Genomic DNA, 21,497 nt, shown 5'->3' on the forward strand with positions numbered 1-21,497 from the left:
GAATTATCCTCGGTTGGAGGGGCGCAAACCCTCGGCCAGCAGCGCACTGATTTTGCCAAGAGCCTCACCTCGCGTGATAACCCCGTCCTTGTCCGCGTCCAGTCCGGCATTCTGCCTGTAGGTCACCGGGCGGTTGTCACGCGACCACAAGGCGAAGTCGTCTGATCGGCCAACACCGTTCGGCCACAAGATGGCCATGTACACATCACCCAGGTTTTTCAGGCGACCTGCGTAAGGAGCAAAGTACCGCTGCACATAGTCGAGCTGATCTTCGGGGAGCATGGCCGACAGCGCGGCAGTGGTGGTACCCAACCCCTTGGCAGTGGCGGGCATAAACTGGATAAGACCAACCGCACCGGAACCGGCACCGTTGATAATGTCTGATCGAAAGCTGCGCCCTGACTCGAAAGCCATGCAGGCCATCAGCCAGTTAGGGTGGATAGCGAGGAACCTGGAAATATCCCGTACCCGACGGCGAAACTCGGCTGATACCCGAGCGCCCCAGGCTATGCTATCGGGGTCGTCTTCCCGAACAGGGTTGCCCTTGGCCGAACCTAACAGTGATTCATAAGCGGATTGTGACTTGCTTCCCCAAACCCCATCCACCAATCCGGTGTAGAGGCCGAGGTCTTTCAAGTCGCGTTGAAGCTGGTGTAAGTCCATTCAGACCCCAAAGAGAAAGTGTTACTGGTTGATATAATTTTACCAGTAACACTTGTTTTAGGGTAGTCAGTCGGAGGTCAGAAGATCGCGAATGGCCCCTTCGGCCCACGGTAGCTGGGTCGCTACCGGCACCGTGTCAGCCGCCTTGGCCTCCCACCCCTTCTTGGGGTCAGCCATGTCGGACCACAGCCAGTCGAGCGTCGGGTTCAACGCCGCCAGTACCATGTTGCCGCCGTAGTCGGAGGCCGAACGAGGACCCGCCGCCAGTTGCCAGTGGGCCTGCAAGCCGGTAGCCGAGAACACCCGGAGGGCTTTTTCTTCCCAGGGTTTTTCGCCACCCGGACGCTTGACGCCGAGCAGGCTAGGGTATTTCAGCTCCTCCCTGATGGTTTCAGCCAGCGCACCAAGCGCCGACGCCACCACGGTGAAACCGGCGATGGAGGCCATGGCCGGGGCCATCTTACCCGCTTTGACTTCATGGTAGGCGGAGCGGTGGACCCGGTCGAACAAACCGAACACGAACTTTTTGAGGCTGGCGAACACCGCAAAGCGCGGGTCGTTCATCCATGCGGGCATGGCCCCGGCTTCCGGGTTGGCGATACTCTGCTCCACGAACTGGTGCACCGCATCCTTCCACTGCGGGTTGTGATCGGTGCGACCGGCCAACGCCTGCTCCGGGTCAACGTGCAGCTCTTTCAGGTACCGGGCCGAGGTCTTGTCGCCGGCCAGCGCCCTTTCCGCGTGGTGGTGCAGGAAGTCCTGCGCCTCCAGCATCGACACCATACGGGTCAACTCGGTGATCTTGTGCTGGCCATTGACCTTGAAGAAGGTGTCGGATGCCCGGCTCACGGTCTTGCCCACGGTCAGCTCGTCCATCATCATCAACTGTTGCAAGCTGTGACGCACCACCTGGTTACCAATGACCCCCAGGGTCTCGGCCAACTGCCGGGTACCTTTGCGGTCGGTGACGGCAGCACGGGCGAGGTGCTTGTTCAACGCGATGACCGACCCCACTACACCTTGGCGGCCTCGCAACGGGGCAATGGCCAGCTCGGGTATAGACGCCACACCACTGAACAACAAGTAGCGCAATGCAGTTGCCGCGAAGAACCCGCTGTTAGCCACCCGTACCCATCGCGGGATCGTGTGAGTGTTAGAGCGGGTGATGCCCCGTGTAATGCTGCGAACCTCGGCCCGGTCGGACTCGGACAAGGTTTCGTTCATCAGAGCGTTGTAAACGGCCGAGGCATCGAACACCTGCTTGTCACCCACCTGTTGAACCACACCGAAGCGACGGCCCCACTCGGCATAGCGGGTGGCACTGTCGATCAGACCGGTGAGGATTTCCGGGGCGTCATTCTTGAGGAAACCCAGCTCCCGCAGGCGGGGCAGCGCGGCTTTCAGTCGTTCCTGATCGCGGCGAACACCGAGAATGGTCTTGGGGGTCTCACCATCATCGAACACGGTGAACCCGGACACGCCCCGCGACTGATGCAGGCTCTTGATCAGTGCGTCGGGGTCACCCACCTTGGCGTCACGCAGCACTTCACGCAGCTCACCCGGTTTATCCAGTACCCGATCCAGATTCCACACTACCGGCAAGGTGTCTTTGTCGAAGGTCGGGTCAACCTCGCGCACATAATCACCCAGGCGAGTGAGCAAGTCGCGCATTGCCTTGGCTCCCGCACCGTGCTCTTTGCCATCCTGCAGCTTTTCATAGGCTCGCTGCAGCCCGTCGTTGTCCAGACCCAGCTTGCCCAGTTCACCCATCCATTCGTTGGTCTTGATCCGCCACCCCATAGTGAAGGTGCGACCCTCGGTATCCTTGCCAACAGGGGCTGACAGAGTACGGGCCAGCCAGGGCGACATGCGGTGTAGACGGTCGTGGGCCGTCCGGTACAGGGTATTGGCGATCCCATGCAGAGCGCGGGGGACTCCCGAATGGTGCCAGGTGCCGTTGCGCTCGGTCGTGCGCTTGCTCAGGCGTCCAGCGTTGGCTTTCTCCATGGCCGGTGTCATCGGCTTGCTTATGTCCACCTTGCCCAACTCGGCCGGCAGCCAGGCGGGGCGATTCACCGGCTGTTGGCGGCTGGCCAGGGTAGCCAACTGCTGTTCCAGATCCCGCACCCGTTGCACAGCAGCCTGTGCTGCCTTGTCGGCACCCAGCTTTTCAATGATTGTCAGCAGCTCGGCATTGGCGTCAGCAATGGTACCCTCGGTGCGCGGCTGTTTGGGCAGGTTCTTGTCCTGGCGGCGACGAAGGGATGCGTACAGGCGGTCCAGTTTACGGGACACCTTTTTGAACTCGGTGCTGCCGTAATACTGGTCGGTCAGCGCCTTGGCGTCGGCCCGTGCAGTGCTAAGCTCCGCTTCCAGGCGGGAACGATCGGCGTCCTGTTCGACCCGGTTCTTCTTGGGTCGGACTTTCAATGCCCCTTTCTTCTGCCGCTTCCGACCGGTATAGCTGGCCGATTCGGTTACCCGCTGGCGGCCACGGTCACGGTCGGCAAACGCCCGGTCGTCATTGGTGTCGGCTTCCATCGCCAGTTCGCCATAGTCACTGTTATCCCGTTCGACGTCAGGGGTAAGCTCACCTGTGGTTCGACCGCGGTGGTCGGTGATCGGCGTGGTGTCGGCGAAGGTTTTCTCACCGTCAGCGTCCTCTACCTCACGCAACCCGGCAATGTCGGCATCCCGTTGTTCTTCCAGCTCAGCCAACCGGTCCTTTACCTTGTCCAGTCGCCCACGGGCATCGGCCTGTAGTGAAGGCAGGGTAGTCATCAGACTCGCATACGCATCGGAGTCCGGGCGAACACGCGGCTTGGGTGTAGCTGGAAGCATACCAAGCTGCTGCTCCAATCGGGATTTCTCCCATTTGAGCGCATCAATGCTGGTGGTGGTGTCCACATCGAGGGTGGATTCATCACGGAAGTACCGCAGCAGCTTGGGTTTGACGTCACCCCAGGTCAGGGTAGCGTCCGGGTTGTCCGGGCTGCGCCATACCACCAACGAACTGTCAGGGTCCAGGCTGTCCGGGGTAAAGACACGTTTGCCATCGGTACGCAATGATTCCGCCAACCCGCTGGCAAAGGCTCGCGCTATGGTCAGTTGGTGGTCATCCTCGTACCAGTATTGGCCCTTGTCCTGGTGCTTGCCTTTGGCGCTGGTCCCCTTGCGCTGCTGCTCGCCCCAAGTGTAATTACCTTCTTCGTCGATCAGCTGCATATCACGCAGACCGTGTTCGGTCAGCTTGGTGGCGTCCAGCGTGAGGTTGGTTGTCTCACCGTCGCGACCCTTGACCAGACCGCGAAGGTGGGCGTTTTCTGTGGCACTGGTCCACTTGCGGCCCTTGACCGCCGCACGATCCAGTAACCTACGGCGAACCTTACCGGCGCGACCATCCACCCCCACGGACTCAGGGACGGCGCCAATACCACGCAGCAGGCCCACTGCTTTGTCCAGCTCTCCCGCCGCCACGAACTGTTTCAGTCGCTCGGCCTCTGCCGGTTTCAGACTGCGACCATCCAGATCGGAGCGGGTACCCTTACCCGTTACGTCGGGGGTAACGCTCTCCACCTGACCGCGAGACAGGCGTACCGGGGCCTTGCGGTTGGCGGCGGATGCACCGGCGCTGACCCGTTTCAGGGCGCTCGTTGCCGCGTCAATATCCGCGCTGCCGGCGGCAAGAGCTGCCGGGACATTCATATCGACACTGGCGGCCCGCTCAACCGCACCGTCGTACCTCGGTTGCACCGGACGGGGAACAGGGGACAGTTCAGTCGGGGCTACACCGTACTGTTCGGCCAGCTCCTGCTCCACGCGAGCCTGCAAAGGGCCAAGGTCACCCAAGTCGCCCTGTTCGGCCAGTTGCTTGAACACGGTACGGACATAGGACACATGACGTTCGGCAAACCCACGGCGCTCTTGAGGGCTGAGGTCAGCCAGGTCAATATCGCTGCTGTCGTCCAGTTCGGTGAAGCCGTGCACGTCACCAACGGAACGCTCCTCGCCGGTCTCGCTATTGACCTCGGCAAAGCCGGCCTGATCGGCGTCACCGGCGGCGACGTCCTGCAGCTCCATGTCTCGGGCGTTCTGGTTTCGCACCTGTGTGTCGATGATTTTGTTCATCTGTCGGTAGGTTCGACCCAATATCGCCTTGGTATACCCCTCGATTTCCGTATACAGGGTTTCCAGTGCCGCATCCCGCTGGTCGGCTGGCAACTGGTTCACCTCACCCATACGGGACTTGATAAAACCGCGCATCTGCTCGATGGGGTTTACCCCGGCGCCGTAGAAATCGGGGTCGTACTTGCTTATCACCAGTCCCACCGCCTTTTGCATCTGCGTGAGCAGTGTCTGCGGGTTACTCTCCAGTTCAAGGCGGGTCTCGATCTGGCTGAGGACACTATCGCCGCGGTCCACCATCAGGCGACCCAGGGCCACCGGATCCCCCAGGTCAATGTTATCCTCGGTTTGGTCCAACGCCAGCTTCTCAGCCGCCTCGGCCTCCTGCGCCTTGATCACGGTCTCGGGCGTGGGACCGTCTACCGACTGTTCGGGGCCAGTCAGATCGCGGGTAGGGTCATTCAGCACGTCATGCTGGGGGCGGGTCTGCTGCTCGAGGGCATCATGGTAGGTGGCCTTCCAGTCCAGATTACGGCCCATCTCTCCCCACACATCTCCGGTCTCTTTACCGTAGGCATCCAGCACTCGACGCAGGGCGCGGTTCTCGGACGACGTAGCAGTGGAGTCCTTATTGAAGCGCTCTTTCTGCAGCTTACCCTTGGTGTTGCGATACTCACCCTTGAGCGCGGCCATGGCTTCGGAGAAGGCTTTCTTCTGTTTGGCGCTTTCTTCGGTGGTGTTCGAGGTGCGCAGTTCCTCACGCAGGGCGTCGAACCGCTCTTTGAGCAGGGCGTTCACCTTGTCGGCATCGACAGCGGAATACACGGTGCTGGTGCGGCTTTCCAGCGAATCGGTAAGGAACTGCACCACCTCGTTGGCTGTCAATTCGCCCTGTTCCAGCAAGGCACCCACTTCATTCATCGGGCGCAGCTTGCCGCTGTCATCGACCAGCTTTTGCCTAACGTCGTGGAATCGCCATTGGGGCAGGTCGCTGACGTCTTTCGGGTCCATGGCATGCAGGGTCCCCATACCGGCTACGGTACGCTCGGCCAGGCCAAGGTCCACCTTGTCGCCCACTTGCAAGGTCGGTTTTTCGGGGGACTGCTGCCGCGCCATGCTCGCCAGGATCGGGTCCGTCTGCTGTCCGGGAGTGGTGCCGGGGTCAGTGGCTTCGGGTTGGCTTTCTTTTTTGCGGATTTGGTCGATGAAGTCCCGCTCGGCCGCCAGGTCATCGGCGTTCTGCTTGTTGACGTTGTACTCGCGTAGGGTAGTGGCCATGCCGGAGTACATGGAGCCGGCAACGCTACCCCCAGCGCCGAGCGCACCACCGGTCACGGTACCGCGCACCATGCTGTCCAGCGTTTCCCACAGGTCAAAGTCGTAATCGTCATCGGCGCTCATATGGATGCCCTGGTCGATGGCGTTCTGCACCCCACCGAAGCCTGACTCCAGACCAGCACCCACCACACCGGATTTGAGTGCCGCCGGGATGGAATTCTTAGCTATCTCACCCACGGTTTTCTGTACCGCGTCATCAATACCGGCCGAGCGCAGGAACGACACGATGGGGATAGCGGCGCTACCGGCACCGATGGCCACGCCCGCCACGCCCGACAGCAAGGGCTTCAACCCGGTGTCATCTATGCCGGCTTCTTTCAGCCGCGCCTGCATCCCACCCGTGGCCTGAGCACCGCCGGACAAGGCGCCGGGGACGGCTCCACCGACCACCTGGCCGTACATGGACCGTTTGGCCGCCTCGGCTGCCGCCTGTTCCGCCAGCTCCAGCGCCCCTTTTTTGGCCAGTCCAGTCGCCACGCGACCGCCGACGAAACCCGTGAAGGGGGCGGCCAACAGTTCGGGGATCAGGGAGGGGGCCGCTTCACCCAGCGTTTCGGTTATGAAAGTGCCAACCCCCGCCTTTCCTGCCACGACGTCTTTCAAGGTCGCCTGCTGCGGGTTGAAGTTGGTCAACCGCTGGTTGTGTTCGCGTTGGGCCTGTCCTTCGGCTTGCAACACCTCGTTGCCGTTCTGTTGACCCACGTACTCTTTCAGACCACCCCAGGCCAGGCCGAGGCTATCAACGCCACGGTCCCACGACCGATCCCAAGTGCTGCCCTTGCGGGTAGGGTCATCAATCGGGCGTGAGGTGCTACCGAAGTCGCGGGGGATAGTGCGAGCATGGTCAATGGCGGCGTTCAGCTCGGGATCGTCGGTGCGCTCCAACCCCAAGGCTGCGCGAAGTACGCCGAGGTTCTGGGCCGCCTGGATTTCGGGTTCGTCGCTGGTGGCCGGGGTTAGACCCGCCTGCGCCAGATCGGCAGACACCAAAGAGCCGTCTGCTTTGCGGAATTCGGATAGGGATCGGCTGTACTGGTCGGTTCGGTCGGTGGGGTCGACGCTTGCCGTTAAGCGGGCTGCCTCGTCGCGGCCAACCGCCGCCAAGTCACCGGCAAGTCCCTTCATTTCAGGGGCGTTGATGTGCGCTTCACGGTGGCCAGTGGTCATCACTGGATTGCCGTTCTCGTCGGTCCGACGACTACGGCCATTTTCATCTTCGATGTACACGGTGTCGGCGTCATAAAAGTCGCCCTGCTTTTGCTCACCGTTGACCATAATGTCGGTCCACTTCATGCAGCACCCCTAGAAATAAAAAACAGTGTCACTGGTATTATACCAGCAACACTGTTTTAGAGGTACGCGGTGGATCAGCGAATCCTGTCCATTACCCGTGCCGGAATACCGCTAGGACCCGCCGTTCTAAGCTCCTGCTCCTGCGCCGCCGCCGCCTGTTCTGCCGCCGCCCGTTCCGCATCCACCACCGAGGCCGAGCGTTGTTCTCCCATATCCCAGTCCAGCTCCTCGCGGATAAACTGCTGCGTACCACTCGGATCGGACACGGCGAAATTCACCAGGTGCTCCAGCGAGATTGGCGACTGGCCACTGGCGGTTCGCTTCTCGTTGAACGCCTGCAAACCGGGGCCGAGGGCGTGGTTAACGAACTCGGCTTCCTGCTGCGGTGGCACCTTGGCCAGGGTAGTGAACATGGCGTAGGAAAACTCGTTACCGTTCAGGTTGACGTTAGGGTTCCTGATCAACCGTTGGGCCACCTGCGCCGCGTTCTGCACATAAGCCCCTGCCGCGTGACCCTCGTAAAAGGACGGGTCCACACCCACCTCCGATCCCACCCAGTTGCGATATGAGGCCATCACGGCCGAGACGTCGCCCTCAAACTGCGCCTTGCCGTTTTTGTCGGCGGTCTTGTACTGGGGGCGTAGGGAATCTTCGACTAACACCTTGGTGCGGTTGTCCATTTCCTTCCATTCTTTGGTCTCGAACACCGGCCGACCGTTGGCATCGTAGCTCTGTTTGCCGCGTTTGCCTCCCTTGGCTCCCCCATTGGCGTAATACTGGCCTCGGGCAGCAGAAGCGGCAGCTCCGGCATAAGAGGAGGCGATCTGGGCTTCCTTCAACCGGGTGTCGAGTGAAATCTGACGCCCGAGGTCATTGTACTGGGCCACCTTGGTCAGGTAATCAATCTGGTCACGACGGCGAACCAGACCTTTGTCGAGCAGATCCTGTTCATTCATGTTGCTATACCCGGTCTGCGCCATGTTCATGGCCTGGTCGGCAGTGAACATTCCCGCCCGGAGGCCCAATACCGCCAGTCGGACGCGGGTATGCTTAGGGTACCGGGCCATGTTGTTCGGGTCGGCTTCCAGCTCCTCCGCCCGCTTCTGGTCCTGAGCGGTGGGTACCACAGCACCGCTCTTGGCCGCCGCTTCGATACTACCGGGGTCTTTGGCTACCTCACTCGGGTTAGTGATACGACCGGTGGGGGAGAGGCGAACCGGTGCTTGTGGGTTGGCCACCGGCGCCGCTCCCGCGACAGAGGGCTGCAGGCCGGGTGCTCCCACCGCCGCCACCTGCTCCTGCTCCGATGCCTGTTGCATGGCCACCACCTCCGGGTCATCCTGGAACATGGTACGGCCGCCCTCGTCATGCAGCAGGCCGAACTGGTTCTGGATCAGCTGCCGGCGAGCCTCGGGGTCCCCTTCGGTGGCGCGTAACGCCTGGTTCATCCGCCCCACGGTATCCTTCACCCGGTCGGCGGGGATATGTAAGCGGGCAGAGGCCATGTCCTTCGGGTCGGCGGTCAGTGGAGCTACGCCGGATCCAGATTCATCTACTGTACCCATTATTACAGAGCCGTCTTCCTGCGGAACGAAGGCGAACTTGGTCCCGAAGCCGGTGTTGCCCCGCACCTCGTTCAGCTCACCCACATGCGGGGTGATGCGGTCGGCGGTGTCCTGCATCAGGCCAGTCAGCTCCTGCTCAAACGAGGTCTGGGCCTGCTGCTGTTTCTGGAACGTGTCGAAGCGGGCATTACTGTCCCGCATGTATATGTCGTGGCGCTCCTGCTCCAACTTACGCTGGTGGCGGCGTTCCCTAGCCTGGTCAAACCGGTCAAGGGCAGCGATAAAGTAATCGGCAGCTTCTGCCATGTGTCACCTCAAATCAGAAAAAGGACCCGGCCATGCTGCCGGCGGATGCGCCAACCGAGGCCCCCATGGGACCGCCGAAGATACCACCGACCACGGCGCCACCCAGAGATAGAAGCTGACTCAGGCCGCTACTCTTGGCCTCGGCCGCCATCTGCCGGCGTTGCTGTTCGTTGGCCGCAAACTGGGTCAGGTTGGCCGTCCCCTTGGTCATCATGTCCTCGGAAATCTGCATCAGATCGCCAGACAGGGATTCGTTACGCTGCCGCTGCAGCCCTCGGGCCTGGTTCAGTGTCGACGCCCCCGCCAATCCACCCAACCGATCCTGTGTCTGGGTTACCTGGTGCCGTTGCGCCGCCGTCAACCCGCCAGCGAAACGGGACTGGTTGCGGGCGCTCATGGATGCCAACTGCTCGGGCAACTTGCCGATCTGCTTCGAGGCTTCCTGTACCAGCGTTCGAGAGTTAACGTCCTTCGCCAGGTTATCCAGCAGCGGTTTGTAGTTCTGCTCGAAGTTCTGCCAGCGCCCTTTGTACAGGGTACTGAGCATCTGCTCCTGGTTGCCCCCCGGCTTGAGCGGGGTGTAGTTGTAGGTATAGAGGCTCATGGGTTACTCCTTCCTGCTAAGATCCTCGGCCCACCCGTAGCCGGTGAACTGGGCCGGAGTGGGCGGCGGAACAGGAGACGGTTGTACCACCGGGGTAGATTTAGCCGGATTCTGCTGCTTTTCCAATAGCTCCCGGATTGCCGGGTTGGAAAACAACTTGCCGAAGATCCCCGGCATCTTCGACAGGTCTCTCGGGGCCGGGGTCAGGCCGCCCTTTTGGTTTTGTGCCGCCGACAGCGCACGGGCAAACAAACCGTTTTTGCTGGCCAAGGAGGATAGGCCACCGACACCGGTGTTAGCACTGCCCGAACCTGCAGTCTCCGGGAGAGTGTCACCCGGTCGGGTGTTAAGGCGCTTGAGGCGTCTGAATATATCCGTGTTTGCGAGGTCAAACATACATTACTCCACGTCAGCCTTTCGGGTACTTACCGAGATCAAACCGGTGGTTAGCCTCCGCTGCCGCCGTTTCGGTGGCACTGGTAGCCTTACGACGCCGTTTGTTGGTGGGGGTGCCTTCCTCGTCCTCGTCCTCGACCTCACCTTTACCCTCTGCCTTCCCGCCCATAAGGCCGAGCAACTGGAATATGGGCGGGGTGATACCTCCGAACGCCTTGCCAAACAGGGTGCCGGACAACGCATTCATAATATCCGGTGAACCGCCGGCTCCACCCACTACTGGAGGGAGGCCGCCGAGCTGGGCCAGGGGGTTAAGTAATTGCTTCATAGCGTCCTCACTGTTGTCCGAACTGCCACAGGTCCATGTTGCCGGATTTAAGACTCGACAAGTTGGCTGCTGCTTTAGCCTGTTGGTTATCCTGGTGCATCCCCAAGCCGGCACCGCCGACGGCACCGAGCATGTTCATGGTCTTCTGCTGTTTCTCGGCTTTTTTCTTCTGATCCTGTAGCCATTGGTTGTGGCCAAGTTCCGCCAAGCGGGCTTGTCCTGACAGGGTGTTGGCCGCAGCGCCGGTACCAAACCGGGTACCCGCCACTTGTCGACTGGTATCCGTCAGATACGCGGTACCCTTGGCCAGCAGCCCCGCCTGAGTAGCGTCGGCACCTTGGCGCGAGGTCCGTTCCGCTACGGCCATCGGGTTGGCCTGATAAGATTTTTGATGCTCGGCGGCTACTTGCGACAGCTCAGCACTGGTGCTGCCTGCCTTACGGTGTCCGGTTTCACGTAGGGTGTCCTTGATGAAATTACCGAACACCTTACCCTGCACACCCCCCGCAGCGTTGGCCATCTTGATACTGTACTCGGCCCCGGCCTTCTCGCTTTCCGGTGTACTGACGTTAACCTTGCTGCCACCGCCACCGAAAATACTGCCTACGGCTTTACCAACACTCTTTATTACGCCACCCATGGTTACACCTCTCGTCCATACACTACGGTTTGCGGGCGAAACCCGAAGCTCCCAGCTTTACTCTGCCAACCGCGCCGTGCACTGGAAAAAATAAGTCTGCGGTAGCCGCGCAGTTTCGCCTCGGCCGCCAGCGCATCCCACTGGTCCTGCAACACCGCCGTGCTGCGGTTGAATGCCCCACCTGCCACGCAATACCAGGCACCGGGGAAGTCGTCCGTTCCTATCATCAGGAAGAACACCGGGTCGGTAGGGCCGGTAGACAGAATCAGCTCCGCCGCACCGGTATCTAACCCCTGCAACACGGCCCCGACGTCAAAGGTCGGATCGTGCCGTGCTATCCGGTTAAGTACCCGACGTATCCCTTCACGAAGCAGTAACGCCTGCTGCGGGGTAGCCGCGCTACAACCCGGCATACCGTACCCTCCGGGGGCGGCGCTTGGCCTGCCGCAAGTCGTCAGCCCGCGCCTGTTCTATGCCTGCGTAGAAGGCGCTGCGGTGAAAGCTGGCCTGGTTGGGGTCGTACCACTCGTAAGGTTGCAGCGCGAACAGCCGGGCCAGGGTCCCGTGCATCAGAGGTTCAAGCCAGGGTTCAAGCTCGGCCTCCGCCACGTCGCCTTTGGTGGGGGAGGTGGTCACTGCGACCTCGACCACCAATTCGCCGGAGGTGACGCCGTGCAACAACAGGGTGTCTCCTTCCAACGCCATACCTGACAGGTCCTGCGGGTGTCCATCCAGGGTCACATAGAGCAGACGGACAGGGGATAACCCCTGTACCACCAACCCCAGCGTCACCTGATCGGCATCCGATACCGGGAGCACCAGCCGACGACGCAACACCAATGACTGCCGCAGGAACTCGGACAGCGCAAGTCGGCTCTGCGTTTCGTGCAGGGTTTCGAGGGCATCCGGTACCCAAGGGAGAGTTAATCCCGCAACGGCCGCCAGGACGGACATATCAGACTCCCCCGGCCTGAGCACGGGCATTGGCGCCGCGCTCACTGAACGTGGCCGAGGTTGCCCCTACTGCCGCCTCGAACAACTGGCGGTGGTCTATGGCCCGTTGCTTGGCTTCCTGACTCTCCAACTGCTTCTGGTATGCCCGGTAGCAGATGTAATCAACCAGCACCGCCTTATAGGTATCCGGCAGCGGCACGTTGTCCGTGAGCTGGTCTATTTTGGCGGGGTACTTGGTGTAGGTGTAGGTGACCTGACCGGTACCCGTGTTCGGGGGGTATACCCAGAACACGCGCGGGTTGGCGTCAGAAACCATCACCCAGGTCACCGCTGCATCACGGGTGTGACCGTGCCAGTCCGGCATCACCGAGTCCAACTGCTTGCGCGGGATGATCTTGCATACCCGGCCCGGATTGGCTGGGGCGCCATTGTGCTCCACCGTCAACATCACCATGCCATCTGTCGGTAGTGCCTGTTGGGTGCCTGCGGCTAATGCCGCTGTTACGGTGTCGGAACTCGCTTCTGGGCGAAGCCGGGTAATCTCCAGGCAGCCCTCGTTGAGCCAGTCCACCAGTTCGGCGTCGAGCCATTGCAAACCGCCAGGGTCTTTGTCCCCGAGCAATTCACGAACGCTTCTGAATACATCATTGGCAGTTATGGTACCGACTGGCATGGTCTATCACTCCTTGGCAGAAGCGCGGCTGCCCTTGGCAGTAGCAGTAGTCGGAGACAGCCCGGCCTGAACGCAGGCGTCGGCCAATGCCTCGGGGACCTCGCGGGTTTCGCCAGGGCCAAATAATACGACGTGACCGGCGGGAGTAGACACCCGGAATGCGGTCTCGCGGTGGTTAGTCAACTTCATGGTGTATCCTCGATGATGAAAGGGTGGTGGTCCGTGATCACCACCCTTTGGTTATGCCCTTACAGTGCGAAGTCCACTGCAATGACGCCGTAGTCCTGCTTGACGTTGCCGTCCGCAGATTCCTTGGCGCCCTTGAACTGGGGCTTCTTCATACCGAAGATCTTGCCGTAGCTGATACCCTTCTGGTTGTTGTAGTCGAACTCTTTCTCGAACCACTCACCGGAACCCAGGTCAGCGACACCCAGCGCCTGCGCACCGCAGAACAGCGCACGGGTACCGGCCACGTTAGAGCCTGCGCCCCACTTGGCCGCCGCCAGCTTGTTGTGCGGGACATGTCGGAACTCATGCACCATCACGCCGTCGATCTGGAAGCTGTCGCCACCCGCCCACAGGCTGTTCTTCTCACCACGAACGCCCGCATGACGGGAGTTGGCGATGAAGTCGGCGTCCAGTTTCAACTGGGCCATGGCCAGAGGGTTCAGGAACAGGTGGTACATTTCTGCACCGCCGGTACCGCGAACGCCGCGAATGTAACGCTCTTTGGCCAGGGCCTGCATCTGGACGATGTGGCGGTAACCAATCTTGTCGGCCGCAGTGATAACCGAGGTGTCTCCCTGCTCCAGACCGGTACCCGCGATGCGCACATGGCGCTCGGAGGACGGTGCGGCAACATCGGCGGCGAACGCCAGGTCACTCAGGTTCTGGCCGGCCGCTTTCACGGGGCGGGTCTTACCGTTGTTGTACACGCCGTAACCCATACCGGCCATGGTCAGGAACGCCATCTGGTCGATGCGGTCTGCCAGCCAGTAGGCCAGTTGGTCCTTGGCTTCGGTACGGAAGTTCACGATGCTGCGCTGGTCGGCCATCTTGCCGGTGGTACGGTGCGCGTGACGGAGCTGGTCGATCTGGATGTGGTCGTCATACGCTTTCAGGGCCTCTTCGTTCCCCTCCAGATCGTAATCGCCCACTACGCCATCACCTTCAATGTCGGGGACCAGCGTGATGATCGCCTTATCGCCGCGCTCGGTTTTGGTCAGCTCGGTGATGCGTTGGATCAGGGAATTCTTGCCAGTACCCATGAAACGGGTAATGAAAGAGTTCTCGCGGGCCTGGTGCCACAGGTCGCGGCTCCATACCAGTTTCTGCTCGTCAGTCAGAGCAGCGAAGTTAGTCTTTGCCATGTGATGCTACCTCTGTAAGCCCCACCAGATTCAAGTCATGGGGGGACGTTGATAAAGTCCTATTCATGCCTTGCTCCTTGACGCGGAACTCACGGGGGCGCTGGTAGAGCCTGACAGCGGGCAGGGGCCGGATAACGGGGGCCAGTACGATTGGTAATATAATAGCAGTGTTACTGTTTAAAATGAATACAGTGATACTGTAAAGTGGGGGTGTTTAAGGTACTATTTCGTATGTTTTCCACCAGTTGGTGGATGCCAGTGCAGGAGCCTTTGAAATGAGTATTCCCTTCAGTCCCCGCGAACACAGTACCGTGATGCTGTCAGTGGATGACGTTGCCATCAACACCCCCATCGCCGCCGCGTCTACCGTCTGGATCGACAACCGAGGTAGTAGTGACCTGTTGATTGAATTCTTTAGCAATCCTTTGGACGTTGACAGCTATAGAGTCCCGCCTTACGCAGCCCAGCCCATCAGCCGGCCTCCCTCGGCAGCGAACCTGTACCTCAAACGCCCGGACGGCTCCATCGCAGGCACAGTGTTTGTGTCCCAAGGCTATGGTGTCTAACCACTTCGGAGCATTAAGCTATGCCAGTAAACTCTCTGGGTAATACCCCGGTTTTTGAAACTAAAGTCGGGACCATCACCGCCAACGCGCAGACCGTAGCAGTCGATGTGCGTCGTGCCTCCAGCATGACCGTTATGATGAACGCGACGTCTTTGAGCGGTCATAACAGTACCTTTGAGGGCAGCCTCGATTCGACTGACGGTACCGACGGTACCTGGTTCATCTTCCAGGTGGTCAGGACCAACGCCAACACCGTCGAAACCGCCACCGGCACCCTGTCCGCCACCCCGACGTATGCGTGGCGCACCTCGGTGAACGGGATTAACTTCTTCCGGGTTCGCGCCACGGCTCACACCAGTGGTACCGCCACCTGGCGATTCCAGCGTGGTAGTAACGCCGGTGAACCCGTACCTGCCATCCAGCTAACCGGTAACCAGCCGGTGGCCGGCGCCGCAGCCCATTCAGCCGCCGTATCCGGTAACCCGGTATTTGTGGCGGGCGGCGTGAACACCGCCGTCGATACCACATTGGTAGCGAACGACGTGTCTCGTTTCACCATGACCACCTCCGGGCAACTGCTGACCGTGGTCGGTGGCTTGCCGGAACAGACCTGGCAGTACACGAGTATCCTGACCACCTCCGCTACCTTTGCGGCCAAGGCTGCGACCGCTTCGTTGCGTAACTACGTCACGGACATTAGCTTCCAGAACACGAACGGTGTGGCGACTCAGCTACAACTGATCGACAACGCCACCGTCATCGCGCAGTGGAACGCTCCGGCTAACATGGACACACCGGCCAGTATCATTTTCAACACCCCACGCCGGGCGGCGGCGGTGAACACGGCGATGAACATAAGCTGTGTCACCACCGGCGCGAGCGTCATGGTTAACATCGGCGGTTACGTCGCCATGTAAAGCGTACCGGATAAGCGAAGGGGGCCTGATGGCCCCCTTATTCATTTCCGGCTGTACTCTCGCGCCGCTGGCAACCCGCGACCTTCGAGCTGGGCGATAATGTCCTCCACGGTGTCGTCCACCACTTGGTTGCTGCTCATACGCTCCAGTTTACGCAGCGCCGCCACGGCGGTACGGGTCAGGAACCGTTCGGCCACAAAGCGCCAGGCGATGCGACCGACGAAACCCTTACCCAGCTCCAGCAGCAGTTTCAGGGCGATGTTGGCCATTACAGGAAATCTCCCCTTGCCTTGGCCAGGGCCTCACGGCTCATACTGGCAAACTGGTCATCCGACAGCTTGGTCACGTCCACTCGCACGTCCTTGTTCTTGCCGCTGTTACCCTGCAATCGCTGTGGGGCCTGTTGAGCACGGGCCATCTGCTGCTGCACGTTGACCGGTTTACGACCCACCTCAGACCGTGACGGGGTGGAGGCTGCCTTGCGGGACTGGATACCGTTCTCAATGGCCACCAGTCGGGCCGAACGGCGCAGCGCCTCACCCGCACTCATGCCATTGGCAATGAAGGTGTCGCGCAGCCCAAGCACTTCTTCCACCAATCCCATGTCGGCGTCGTCGGAGGTGTGATCGAACTCGGGGTATTCCGCCACCACCTCACCGGCCGCTTGCTGCAGGCTGTTCACCTCCTGCTGGTAGGCGTAGGTCGATTGCGCGGCCTCCACCGACTGACCGGACATTTGCTGTACCAACTGTTGACCGTGGCTCTCCAACAACTGCTTGAAGGCAGCCTGGGCCTTGCCTTCGTCACCGTCGAGGACCGAGGCAAACATCTGGTTGACCAGGTTGTCATCCAGCGTGGTGTTAACCGCCTGCTGCTGTGGGCTGAACGGGGCCGGTGTCGATGCCTGACCGGACAGGGCTTCCAGTTCGCGCAGTCGCAGTTCAAGTTGCTGCCGCTTCTGGATTTCCTTGTTCAGTCGCTGGCGGGGGACCATGGGGTTGGAGTCTTTTTTCTTTGGCGCCGGCTGTTCCACACCCGGCTCCTCGCCGACAACCTCGCCCTCCTGCTCCTCGCCATGCTCATCCCCTTCACCAGCGAACGTATCCTCAGCATCCTGCTCCGGGGCTTCATACTCCTGCTCCGGGATCGCATCACTACCCTCAATGTCTACACCATCACCACGGTCTATCTCGGCCAGCGGGGCGTCATCCCAATGGGTGTCGCCGCCGAACTCATTCTGGCCGTAGCGGTTTTCGGTTTCAGTCACGGACATTCTGTTTCTCCTTGGTGGTATTCAGTTGCGATTTGAGGGCTTCCAGCGCCATGCTGGTGCCACCTCGCAGTTTGTTGAGGTAACGCTGGTTGTGGTGAGACTGGGCCGACAGGGCAATTCGGGCGCTCAGCTCACGCAGGCGAAGTTCTTTTTCCTGCTCCAGACGTTCGATTTCCAGGGCGGCCTCGTTGTGACCTTCCAGACTCGCGGCCTTCGCCATGGACAACTGGGCGGCGGCTTGTTTCTGGGCAATCTGGGCTTCCAACTCTTGTACTTCGGCTTGCATCTTGGCCATGGCCGCTTCGGACTGGGCTTGCTGCATCGCCATTTCTTCTTCGGTCGGTTCACCGAAGCCCTGCAGGTTTTTAAGCAGCTCTGCCACTTCCTGACGGCGGCGCAACTGGCTGTACTGGACAAGAATGTGATCGGGGATGGCCACGCCCATTTCGCGCAGGCGCATGGCCTCGGCGAACTGCTGATCGGCTGCCGAACCGGATACCGGTGCAAATGCCACATCGGCCACGTACTGTCCGGTGGTCACGTCGTTCAGAATGTTGCCTTCCGGGTCCATGCCGTTAATAAAGCGTTCTTCCTGTACCGGCTCACCCGTCAGCTCGTCTTCCTGCGTCACCCGGTAAAAACGGGTGTCTGTGTAGAAGTCCTGCACCAGCTCCAGGATCTTGCGGGCAATCATGCGACGACAACGCATCAGGTTTTTCAGTACCACTGACACCTGTACCTGACCGCGTGACGCCTGCGCTTCCATCGCCCGACCGGATTGGTCAGCACGGCCGAGGCCGAGCATGGCAGTGTTCACCGCGGATACGTCACGGATGGTGCCGGCGGCTTTCTGGCTGATTCGGTCAATACCGGTGGGGATAGAGTTAGGCTGGATTTTCTCAGGGGCCGCAGCGGTCTTGCGCTTAACCAGCACCAGGCCCGTCTCGGCACCGCGTTCTTCCAGTTCTTCCTCGGTCATGTTGGCCAGCGACCCTTCCTCGACAATCCAGCCGGAGTTGGCGGTGGTATTGACGATGTGCAGCTCTTGGCTGCTGGTCTTGTTCAACAGCTCCTGCGGGTCGAGCAGGTTCTCTACCACGCCGAAAGGTTTGCCTCGGCGGAAATAGGGGTAGAACGGGATGATGGTGAAGGTGCGGTAGGGCGACCAGTCATCGAACAGCAACACCTGATCGGCGCTAACCGTCATCTTGACGCGGCGCACCAGCTTCTCCATCACCAGCAAGTTGTGCTGCTCGGCCATGGCCTCGGCGGCCTCGGGTTCAACATGGGCCGGGACCAGTCGAAAGTCGCCCATTTCCGGGTCAACCCAATGCAGGGCCTTGGTCATGGTGAAGTATTGGCGCTCGATAACCCGTACCCGGCGCAGCTTGCGGTGATCGCCCGCCAGGTCTTCGCCGCCAAAGGTGGACTTGTGGAATTCCATGTCCTTTTCATCGCCGGAAAAACCGTTCTCGGCAATGACCCGCAGCTCCTCGGCCTTCTGCTCGCCATACTGCACGGCGATCTCGTCCGGGGTCATCCATCGCGAGATAAAGACCTCGTTCCAGGTCGCCGGGTCCAGATCGCGAGCCTCCGGGTCGGGGATAACGTCTACCGGGTCCTCATGGGTGATGGCCACCTCACCAAACAGGTTGTCATCATACGAGACACGCAGGTCGTAATAGCCGCGCCCGGTGATGACCCCATCAGCAAATACCGTGTCCTCGGTGCTCTCGAAGTCGTTCAGACCGAGAATGTAGCGGGTGAGCTGGTTCAGCTCGAAGGCCACCTCACCGGTACCGTGCTTGCGGGGGCTATATCGAACCTCCATGCGCCGGTCCATCTGCTCACCCAGAATGGCGTTCACGGTGGACAGCACAAGATTCAACGTCAGTGCCGGGCGGCCTTCACCGTCAAGCTTCGACCGGTCGCCCTCGTTCCACTGGTCACCGCGATAGAAATCGTTGCATTTGCGGCCGAGGGCCACGTACTTCTCATGGCCAGCATCGTAGGCCAGGCGAAACTGCTCCTGGTTACGGCGGGCCTTGCTCATTGCGTCCTGGTCCAGCCGGGCCAGGGCGTCTTCGCTGTGCTGATTCATCAACCACCCTGAGTGATAGTATTGCTATGTATCATTATATAACAAGTATCACTTGTTTTTATAGCTATGGCTATGCACTCATTGCCGAACGACGCCGACCCCCCACCACTTTGCCGCGCAGCTTGTCCCGGAACGACTTCTGCTTGACCGTCTTCTGATTGACGATTCCGAACTGCAGCAACATCTGGCCGATCCACGCCAACATGTCCACCTGGTCGTCGTGCTTGCCCAAGGGGAAACTCAACAGCTCGGCCACCAGCGCCTCCACCCACACGGCGCCACGGGGGAAGAATACTTTCCCCTGTTCCATCCGGCCTTGCAGGGGGCGGGCACGAACCACCTTGTCCTTGCCCCGTGTACGCAGCTTCTCATACGGGATATGCACCCCGGTTTCCGCCATGCGCTTGAGCAGGAAGGGTTCCAGGGTCATGTCGATATGGCCGGTCTCCACCCCGAAGATTTCCGGGTTCCAGCGGCGCTGTATCTCCATCATTTTGTCGATGATACCCAGCGAGTTCCAGCGCCCGCGGTGCAGGTCCAGCAGGTACAGGTTCTGCTCCGGGCAGACACCGACCACGCCGAATACCGAGAAGTCGTTCTGCTCAGTCTGACCGATGGCCAAGTCGGCGGCGGCATATATTCGCAGGGTGTTCAGCGGCGGGGCCTTGTCGTAATACCGAACCATCCCCTTGGTGAAGTAATCACCGTCCTGCGACACTGGGTTCTGCTGGTACAGGGCCTCCCAGTCGCGGGGGATCATGGTCCGTTTGATTCGCAGCAAGGCCGGAAGCGGATACCGGTCCGGGTGCAGCGCCTCGCCCTGCTTGCGGAATTCTTCGTCATGCTGGGCCACCGCCGGGTAGTTAACCACCTCCCACCGATCTGCGTCCTCCGGCCAGGTGCCGGTCTCATTGGCTTCCCGTTCGGCTTCCTTCATCACATCAAGCAGCCAGCCGGACAGGTCATCCTCGTGCCAGCGGGTCTGGATGATAAGTACACCGCCACCGGGCGCGAGTCGGGTATAAAACGTCGATGAGTACCAATCCTTGATTTTCTGCCGGGTGGTCTCGGATTCCGCTTCCTCGCGGTCTTTTACCGGATCGTCGATGATGCCGAGGTGTGCTCCCCTCCCGGTTATGGGGCCTTGTACCCCCGCTGCAGCCAGGCCACCACCATCCGTGGTCATCCATTTCTCGACCGCCTGGCTCGACTTGGACAGGCGGGTCTTGAACACCGTCTGGTACTTCTCGGTGTCCATCATATCCCGGACCTTGCGCGAGAAGTCCTTGGCCAGGTCACCGGAGTAGGAACAGGTGATCACCTCCATGCTGGCATTTCGGCCGAGGAACCAGCCGGGGAAGGTCTTGGAACCAAGGGCTGACTTCCCATGTCTGGGGGGCATTGCAATCATCAACCGGGGCGACCGGCCCTGCTCGATGGCCTCGGCGAATTTCTCCAGCCGGCGGCAGATGTCGGCATGCACCCACCCGGGAGCATAATTCGGCTCCACCCTGGTCACGAACGGCAGGAATCGGCGGCGACACAGCGCCCGCTCAGCCAGCTCCCGGCGTACTTCCGTCTGTAGATCGAACTGAGCCTTGTCTTCGGCTATCACCCGCTCTTTCTCAGCCTCGATGTTGGCGGGATTCATGGGCAACGCATCCTGATACCGGGCGGTGCCGTTCTCCATGGCGCAGTCAATACAGGTGTCGTCATCATGCCGGCGCTGCGGCGGGAACTCGCGGCGGCAGTCGTGGCACAGGTATACCTTGGTTTGGTCAAGCATCCTGTACCTCTTGGTACTGATCGGGGGCCAGGTGGAAGGTCTTGCCCGCCAGCTTCATCAGCGTGTCGTCGTCCATAAGCTCCAACTGCCCACGGGTGGTGATTTCCAGCTCTTTCTTCTCTGGCGCTGCCAGGCCGTGCAGGCGAACCAGCGAGTCCACCGCCTTGATTTCTTCGGTGGCGTTGGCCGACTTGGCGTGAGCCTCCAGGTACAACAAGGTGGCGTCGTTACGGGTGAACTCGATAGCACCGGCCTGTATCGCTTCTTGTCGGGACATTTCACGGAAGTAGGCAATCGCATCCCGAATGTCCTCTGACTGGGCCAGTTTGGCCACGGCTACCTGCGGTTTGTTGTATCCGGCAGCACGGGCAGCCGCCACCGGGTTCAGGCCACGGGTGCGGTACAGGACATAGCTTTCTTCTTGGGAGGTCAGGCGACGGATGCCAAGGCCAGCGTAATGGGAACGCATGACGTCGGGCGTGATGGCGTCGTCATCATACGGGTCAGACATAGGGGTACCTCACGGCGGTGATTTACCCTACAGAATAACAGTAATGCTGGTTTTTTGTAATGATGAAACCCGGCAATGTCGGGGGAGG

General features: G+C 60.5%; 19 protein-coding genes. 2 read left to right on the forward strand and 17 right to left on the reverse strand.

The features are described 5' to 3' along the window. Window positions 1-3 precede the first annotated feature (3 nt). The 12 genes from HNR62_RS01415 to HNR62_RS01470 all read right to left on the reverse strand — a co-directional run bounded on the left by HNR62_RS01415 (window position 4) and on the right by HNR62_RS01470 (window position 14,255). Entirely contained in the window at window positions 4-663 is a 660-nt protein-coding gene (locus HNR62_RS01415) for a lytic transglycosylase domain-containing protein (RefSeq protein ID WP_204794312.1), read from the reverse strand. A 66-nt stretch (window positions 664-729) separates the two neighbouring features. Further along, entirely contained in the window at window positions 730-7,419 is a 6,690-nt protein-coding gene (locus HNR62_RS01420; RefSeq protein WP_204794313.1) for a hypothetical protein, read from the reverse strand. 74 nt (window positions 7,420-7,493) lie between these two features. After that, on the reverse strand, window positions 7,494-9,290 hold the full coding sequence (locus HNR62_RS01425) for a hypothetical protein (RefSeq protein WP_204794314.1): 1,797 nt from the start codon (window positions 9,288-9,290) through the stop codon (window positions 7,494-7,496). A 13-nt stretch (window positions 9,291-9,303) separates the two neighbouring features. Then, the gene (locus HNR62_RS01430; protein WP_204794315.1) at window positions 9,304-9,894 is read right to left on the reverse strand and encodes a hypothetical protein; all 591 of its coding nucleotides are present in this window, start codon (window positions 9,892-9,894) and stop codon (window positions 9,304-9,306) included. Between the two features lie 3 nt (window positions 9,895-9,897). Then, window positions 9,898-10,290 (reverse strand): hypothetical protein, encoded by a 393-nt coding sequence (locus tag HNR62_RS01435; RefSeq protein WP_204794316.1) that lies wholly within the window; start codon window positions 10,288-10,290, stop codon window positions 9,898-9,900. Between the two features lie 13 nt (window positions 10,291-10,303). After that, window positions 10,304-10,618, reverse strand: a complete 315-nt coding sequence (locus tag HNR62_RS01440; protein WP_204794317.1) for a hypothetical protein — start codon at window positions 10,616-10,618, stop codon at window positions 10,304-10,306. Window positions 10,619-10,625: 7 nt separating this feature from the next. Then, complete coding sequence (locus HNR62_RS01445) at window positions 10,626-11,258, reverse strand: hypothetical protein (RefSeq protein WP_204794318.1); 633 nt, start codon at window positions 11,256-11,258, stop codon at window positions 10,626-10,628. 2 nt (window positions 11,259-11,260) lie between these two features. Beyond that, window positions 11,261-11,671 carry a hypothetical protein gene (locus HNR62_RS01450; protein WP_204794319.1) on the reverse strand — a complete coding sequence of 137 codons (411 nt, stop codon included), beginning with the start codon at window positions 11,669-11,671 and terminating at the stop codon, window positions 11,261-11,263. Further along, window positions 11,658-12,212 carry a hypothetical protein gene (locus HNR62_RS01455; RefSeq protein ID WP_204794320.1) on the reverse strand — a complete coding sequence of 185 codons (555 nt, stop codon included), beginning with the start codon at window positions 12,210-12,212 and terminating at the stop codon, window positions 11,658-11,660. The genes HNR62_RS01450 and HNR62_RS01455 overlap by 14 nt, the downstream gene beginning before the upstream one ends. Before the next feature lies 1 nt (window position 12,213). Then, on the reverse strand, window positions 12,214-12,885 hold the full coding sequence (locus HNR62_RS01460; protein ID WP_204794321.1) for a phage adaptor protein: 672 nt from the start codon (window positions 12,883-12,885) through the stop codon (window positions 12,214-12,216). A gap of 6 nt (window positions 12,886-12,891) precedes the next feature. After that, on the reverse strand, window positions 12,892-13,074 hold the full coding sequence (locus tag HNR62_RS01465; RefSeq protein ID WP_204794322.1) for an urease subunit beta: 183 nt from the start codon (window positions 13,072-13,074) through the stop codon (window positions 12,892-12,894). Window positions 13,075-13,133: 59 nt separating this feature from the next. Then, complete coding sequence (locus HNR62_RS01470) at window positions 13,134-14,255, reverse strand: N4-gp56 family major capsid protein (protein WP_204794323.1); 1,122 nt, start codon at window positions 14,253-14,255, stop codon at window positions 13,134-13,136. Between the two features lie 275 nt (window positions 14,256-14,530). Between HNR62_RS01470 and HNR62_RS01475 the strand changes: the two genes are divergently transcribed. Then, window positions 14,531-14,821 carry a hypothetical protein gene (locus tag HNR62_RS01475; protein ID WP_204794324.1) on the forward strand — a complete coding sequence of 97 codons (291 nt, stop codon included), beginning with the start codon at window positions 14,531-14,533 and terminating at the stop codon, window positions 14,819-14,821. 20 nt (window positions 14,822-14,841) lie between these two features. Continuing rightward, window positions 14,842-15,738 carry a hypothetical protein gene (locus tag HNR62_RS01480; RefSeq protein ID WP_204794325.1) on the forward strand — a complete coding sequence of 299 codons (897 nt, stop codon included), beginning with the start codon at window positions 14,842-14,844 and terminating at the stop codon, window positions 15,736-15,738. A 41-nt stretch (window positions 15,739-15,779) separates the two neighbouring features. Here HNR62_RS01480 and HNR62_RS01485 read toward each other — a convergent pair whose 3' ends face one another. The 5 genes from HNR62_RS01485 to HNR62_RS01505 form a co-directional block, all read right to left on the reverse strand. Then, the gene (locus HNR62_RS01485) at window positions 15,780-16,007 is read right to left on the reverse strand and encodes a hypothetical protein (RefSeq protein ID WP_204794326.1); all 228 of its coding nucleotides are present in this window, start codon (window positions 16,005-16,007) and stop codon (window positions 15,780-15,782) included. After that, window positions 16,007-17,011, reverse strand: coding sequence for a hypothetical protein (locus HNR62_RS01490; protein WP_204794327.1), 1,005 nt, complete (start codon window positions 17,009-17,011; stop codon window positions 16,007-16,009). The genes HNR62_RS01485 and HNR62_RS01490 overlap by 1 nt, the downstream gene beginning before the upstream one ends. Further along, window positions 16,998-19,112 carry a portal protein gene (locus HNR62_RS01495; protein WP_204794328.1) on the reverse strand — a complete coding sequence of 705 codons (2,115 nt, stop codon included), beginning with the start codon at window positions 19,110-19,112 and terminating at the stop codon, window positions 16,998-17,000. The genes HNR62_RS01490 and HNR62_RS01495 overlap by 14 nt, the downstream gene beginning before the upstream one ends. A gap of 70 nt (window positions 19,113-19,182) precedes the next feature. Then, the gene (gene terL, locus HNR62_RS01500) at window positions 19,183-20,898 is read right to left on the reverse strand and encodes a phage terminase large subunit (RefSeq protein WP_204794329.1); all 1,716 of its coding nucleotides are present in this window, start codon (window positions 20,896-20,898) and stop codon (window positions 19,183-19,185) included. Then, the gene (locus HNR62_RS01505; protein ID WP_204794330.1) at window positions 20,891-21,409 is read right to left on the reverse strand and encodes a hypothetical protein; all 519 of its coding nucleotides are present in this window, start codon (window positions 21,407-21,409) and stop codon (window positions 20,891-20,893) included. Before HNR62_RS01505 ends, terL begins: the two co-directional genes overlap by 8 nt. Between the last annotated feature and the right edge of the window lie 88 nt (window positions 21,410-21,497).

The organism is Oceanisphaera litoralis (genome assembly GCF_016907015.1).
In the GTDB taxonomy this organism is placed as follows: domain Bacteria; phylum Pseudomonadota; class Gammaproteobacteria; order Enterobacterales; family Aeromonadaceae; genus Oceanimonas; species Oceanimonas litoralis.

Coding starts and splice junctions, on each gene's coding strand:
- HNR62_RS01415 (WP_204794312.1), bottom strand. CDS start 663: ATGGACTTACACCAGCTTCAACGCGACTTGAAAGACCTCGGCCTCTAC.
- HNR62_RS01420 (WP_204794313.1), bottom strand. CDS start 7,419: ATGAAGTGGACCGACATTATGGTCAACGGTGAGCAAAAGCAGGGCGAC.
- HNR62_RS01425 (WP_204794314.1), bottom strand. CDS start 9,290: ATGGCAGAAGCTGCCGATTACTTTATCGCTGCCCTTGACCGGTTTGAC.
- HNR62_RS01430 (WP_204794315.1), bottom strand. CDS start 9,894: ATGAGCCTCTATACCTACAACTACACCCCGCTCAAGCCGGGGGGCAAC.
- HNR62_RS01435 (WP_204794316.1), bottom strand. CDS start 10,290: ATGTTTGACCTCGCAAACACGGATATATTCAGACGCCTCAAGCGCCTT.
- HNR62_RS01440 (WP_204794317.1), bottom strand. CDS start 10,618: ATGAAGCAATTACTTAACCCCCTGGCCCAGCTCGGCGGCCTCCCTCCA.
- HNR62_RS01445 (WP_204794318.1), bottom strand. CDS start 11,258: ATGGGTGGCGTAATAAAGAGTGTTGGTAAAGCCGTAGGCAGTATTTTC.
- HNR62_RS01450 (WP_204794319.1), bottom strand. CDS start 11,671: ATGCCGGGTTGTAGCGCGGCTACCCCGCAGCAGGCGTTACTGCTTCGT.
- HNR62_RS01455 (WP_204794320.1), bottom strand. CDS start 12,212: ATGTCCGTCCTGGCGGCCGTTGCGGGATTAACTCTCCCTTGGGTACCG.
- HNR62_RS01460 (WP_204794321.1), bottom strand. CDS start 12,885: ATGCCAGTCGGTACCATAACTGCCAATGATGTATTCAGAAGCGTTCGT.
- HNR62_RS01465 (WP_204794322.1), bottom strand. CDS start 13,074: ATGAAGTTGACTAACCACCGCGAGACCGCATTCCGGGTGTCTACTCCC.
- HNR62_RS01470 (WP_204794323.1), bottom strand. CDS start 14,255: ATGGCAAAGACTAACTTCGCTGCTCTGACTGACGAGCAGAAACTGGTA.
- HNR62_RS01475 (WP_204794324.1), top strand. CDS start 14,531: ATGAGTATTCCCTTCAGTCCCCGCGAACACAGTACCGTGATGCTGTCA.
- HNR62_RS01480 (WP_204794325.1), top strand. CDS start 14,842: ATGCCAGTAAACTCTCTGGGTAATACCCCGGTTTTTGAAACTAAAGTC.
- HNR62_RS01485 (WP_204794326.1), bottom strand. CDS start 16,007: ATGGCCAACATCGCCCTGAAACTGCTGCTGGAGCTGGGTAAGGGTTTC.
- HNR62_RS01490 (WP_204794327.1), bottom strand. CDS start 17,011: ATGTCCGTGACTGAAACCGAAAACCGCTACGGCCAGAATGAGTTCGGC.
- HNR62_RS01495 (WP_204794328.1), bottom strand. CDS start 19,112: ATGAATCAGCACAGCGAAGACGCCCTGGCCCGGCTGGACCAGGACGCA.
- terL (WP_204794329.1), bottom strand. CDS start 20,898: ATGCTTGACCAAACCAAGGTATACCTGTGCCACGACTGCCGCCGCGAG.
- HNR62_RS01505 (WP_204794330.1), bottom strand. CDS start 21,409: ATGTCTGACCCGTATGATGACGACGCCATCACGCCCGACGTCATGCGT.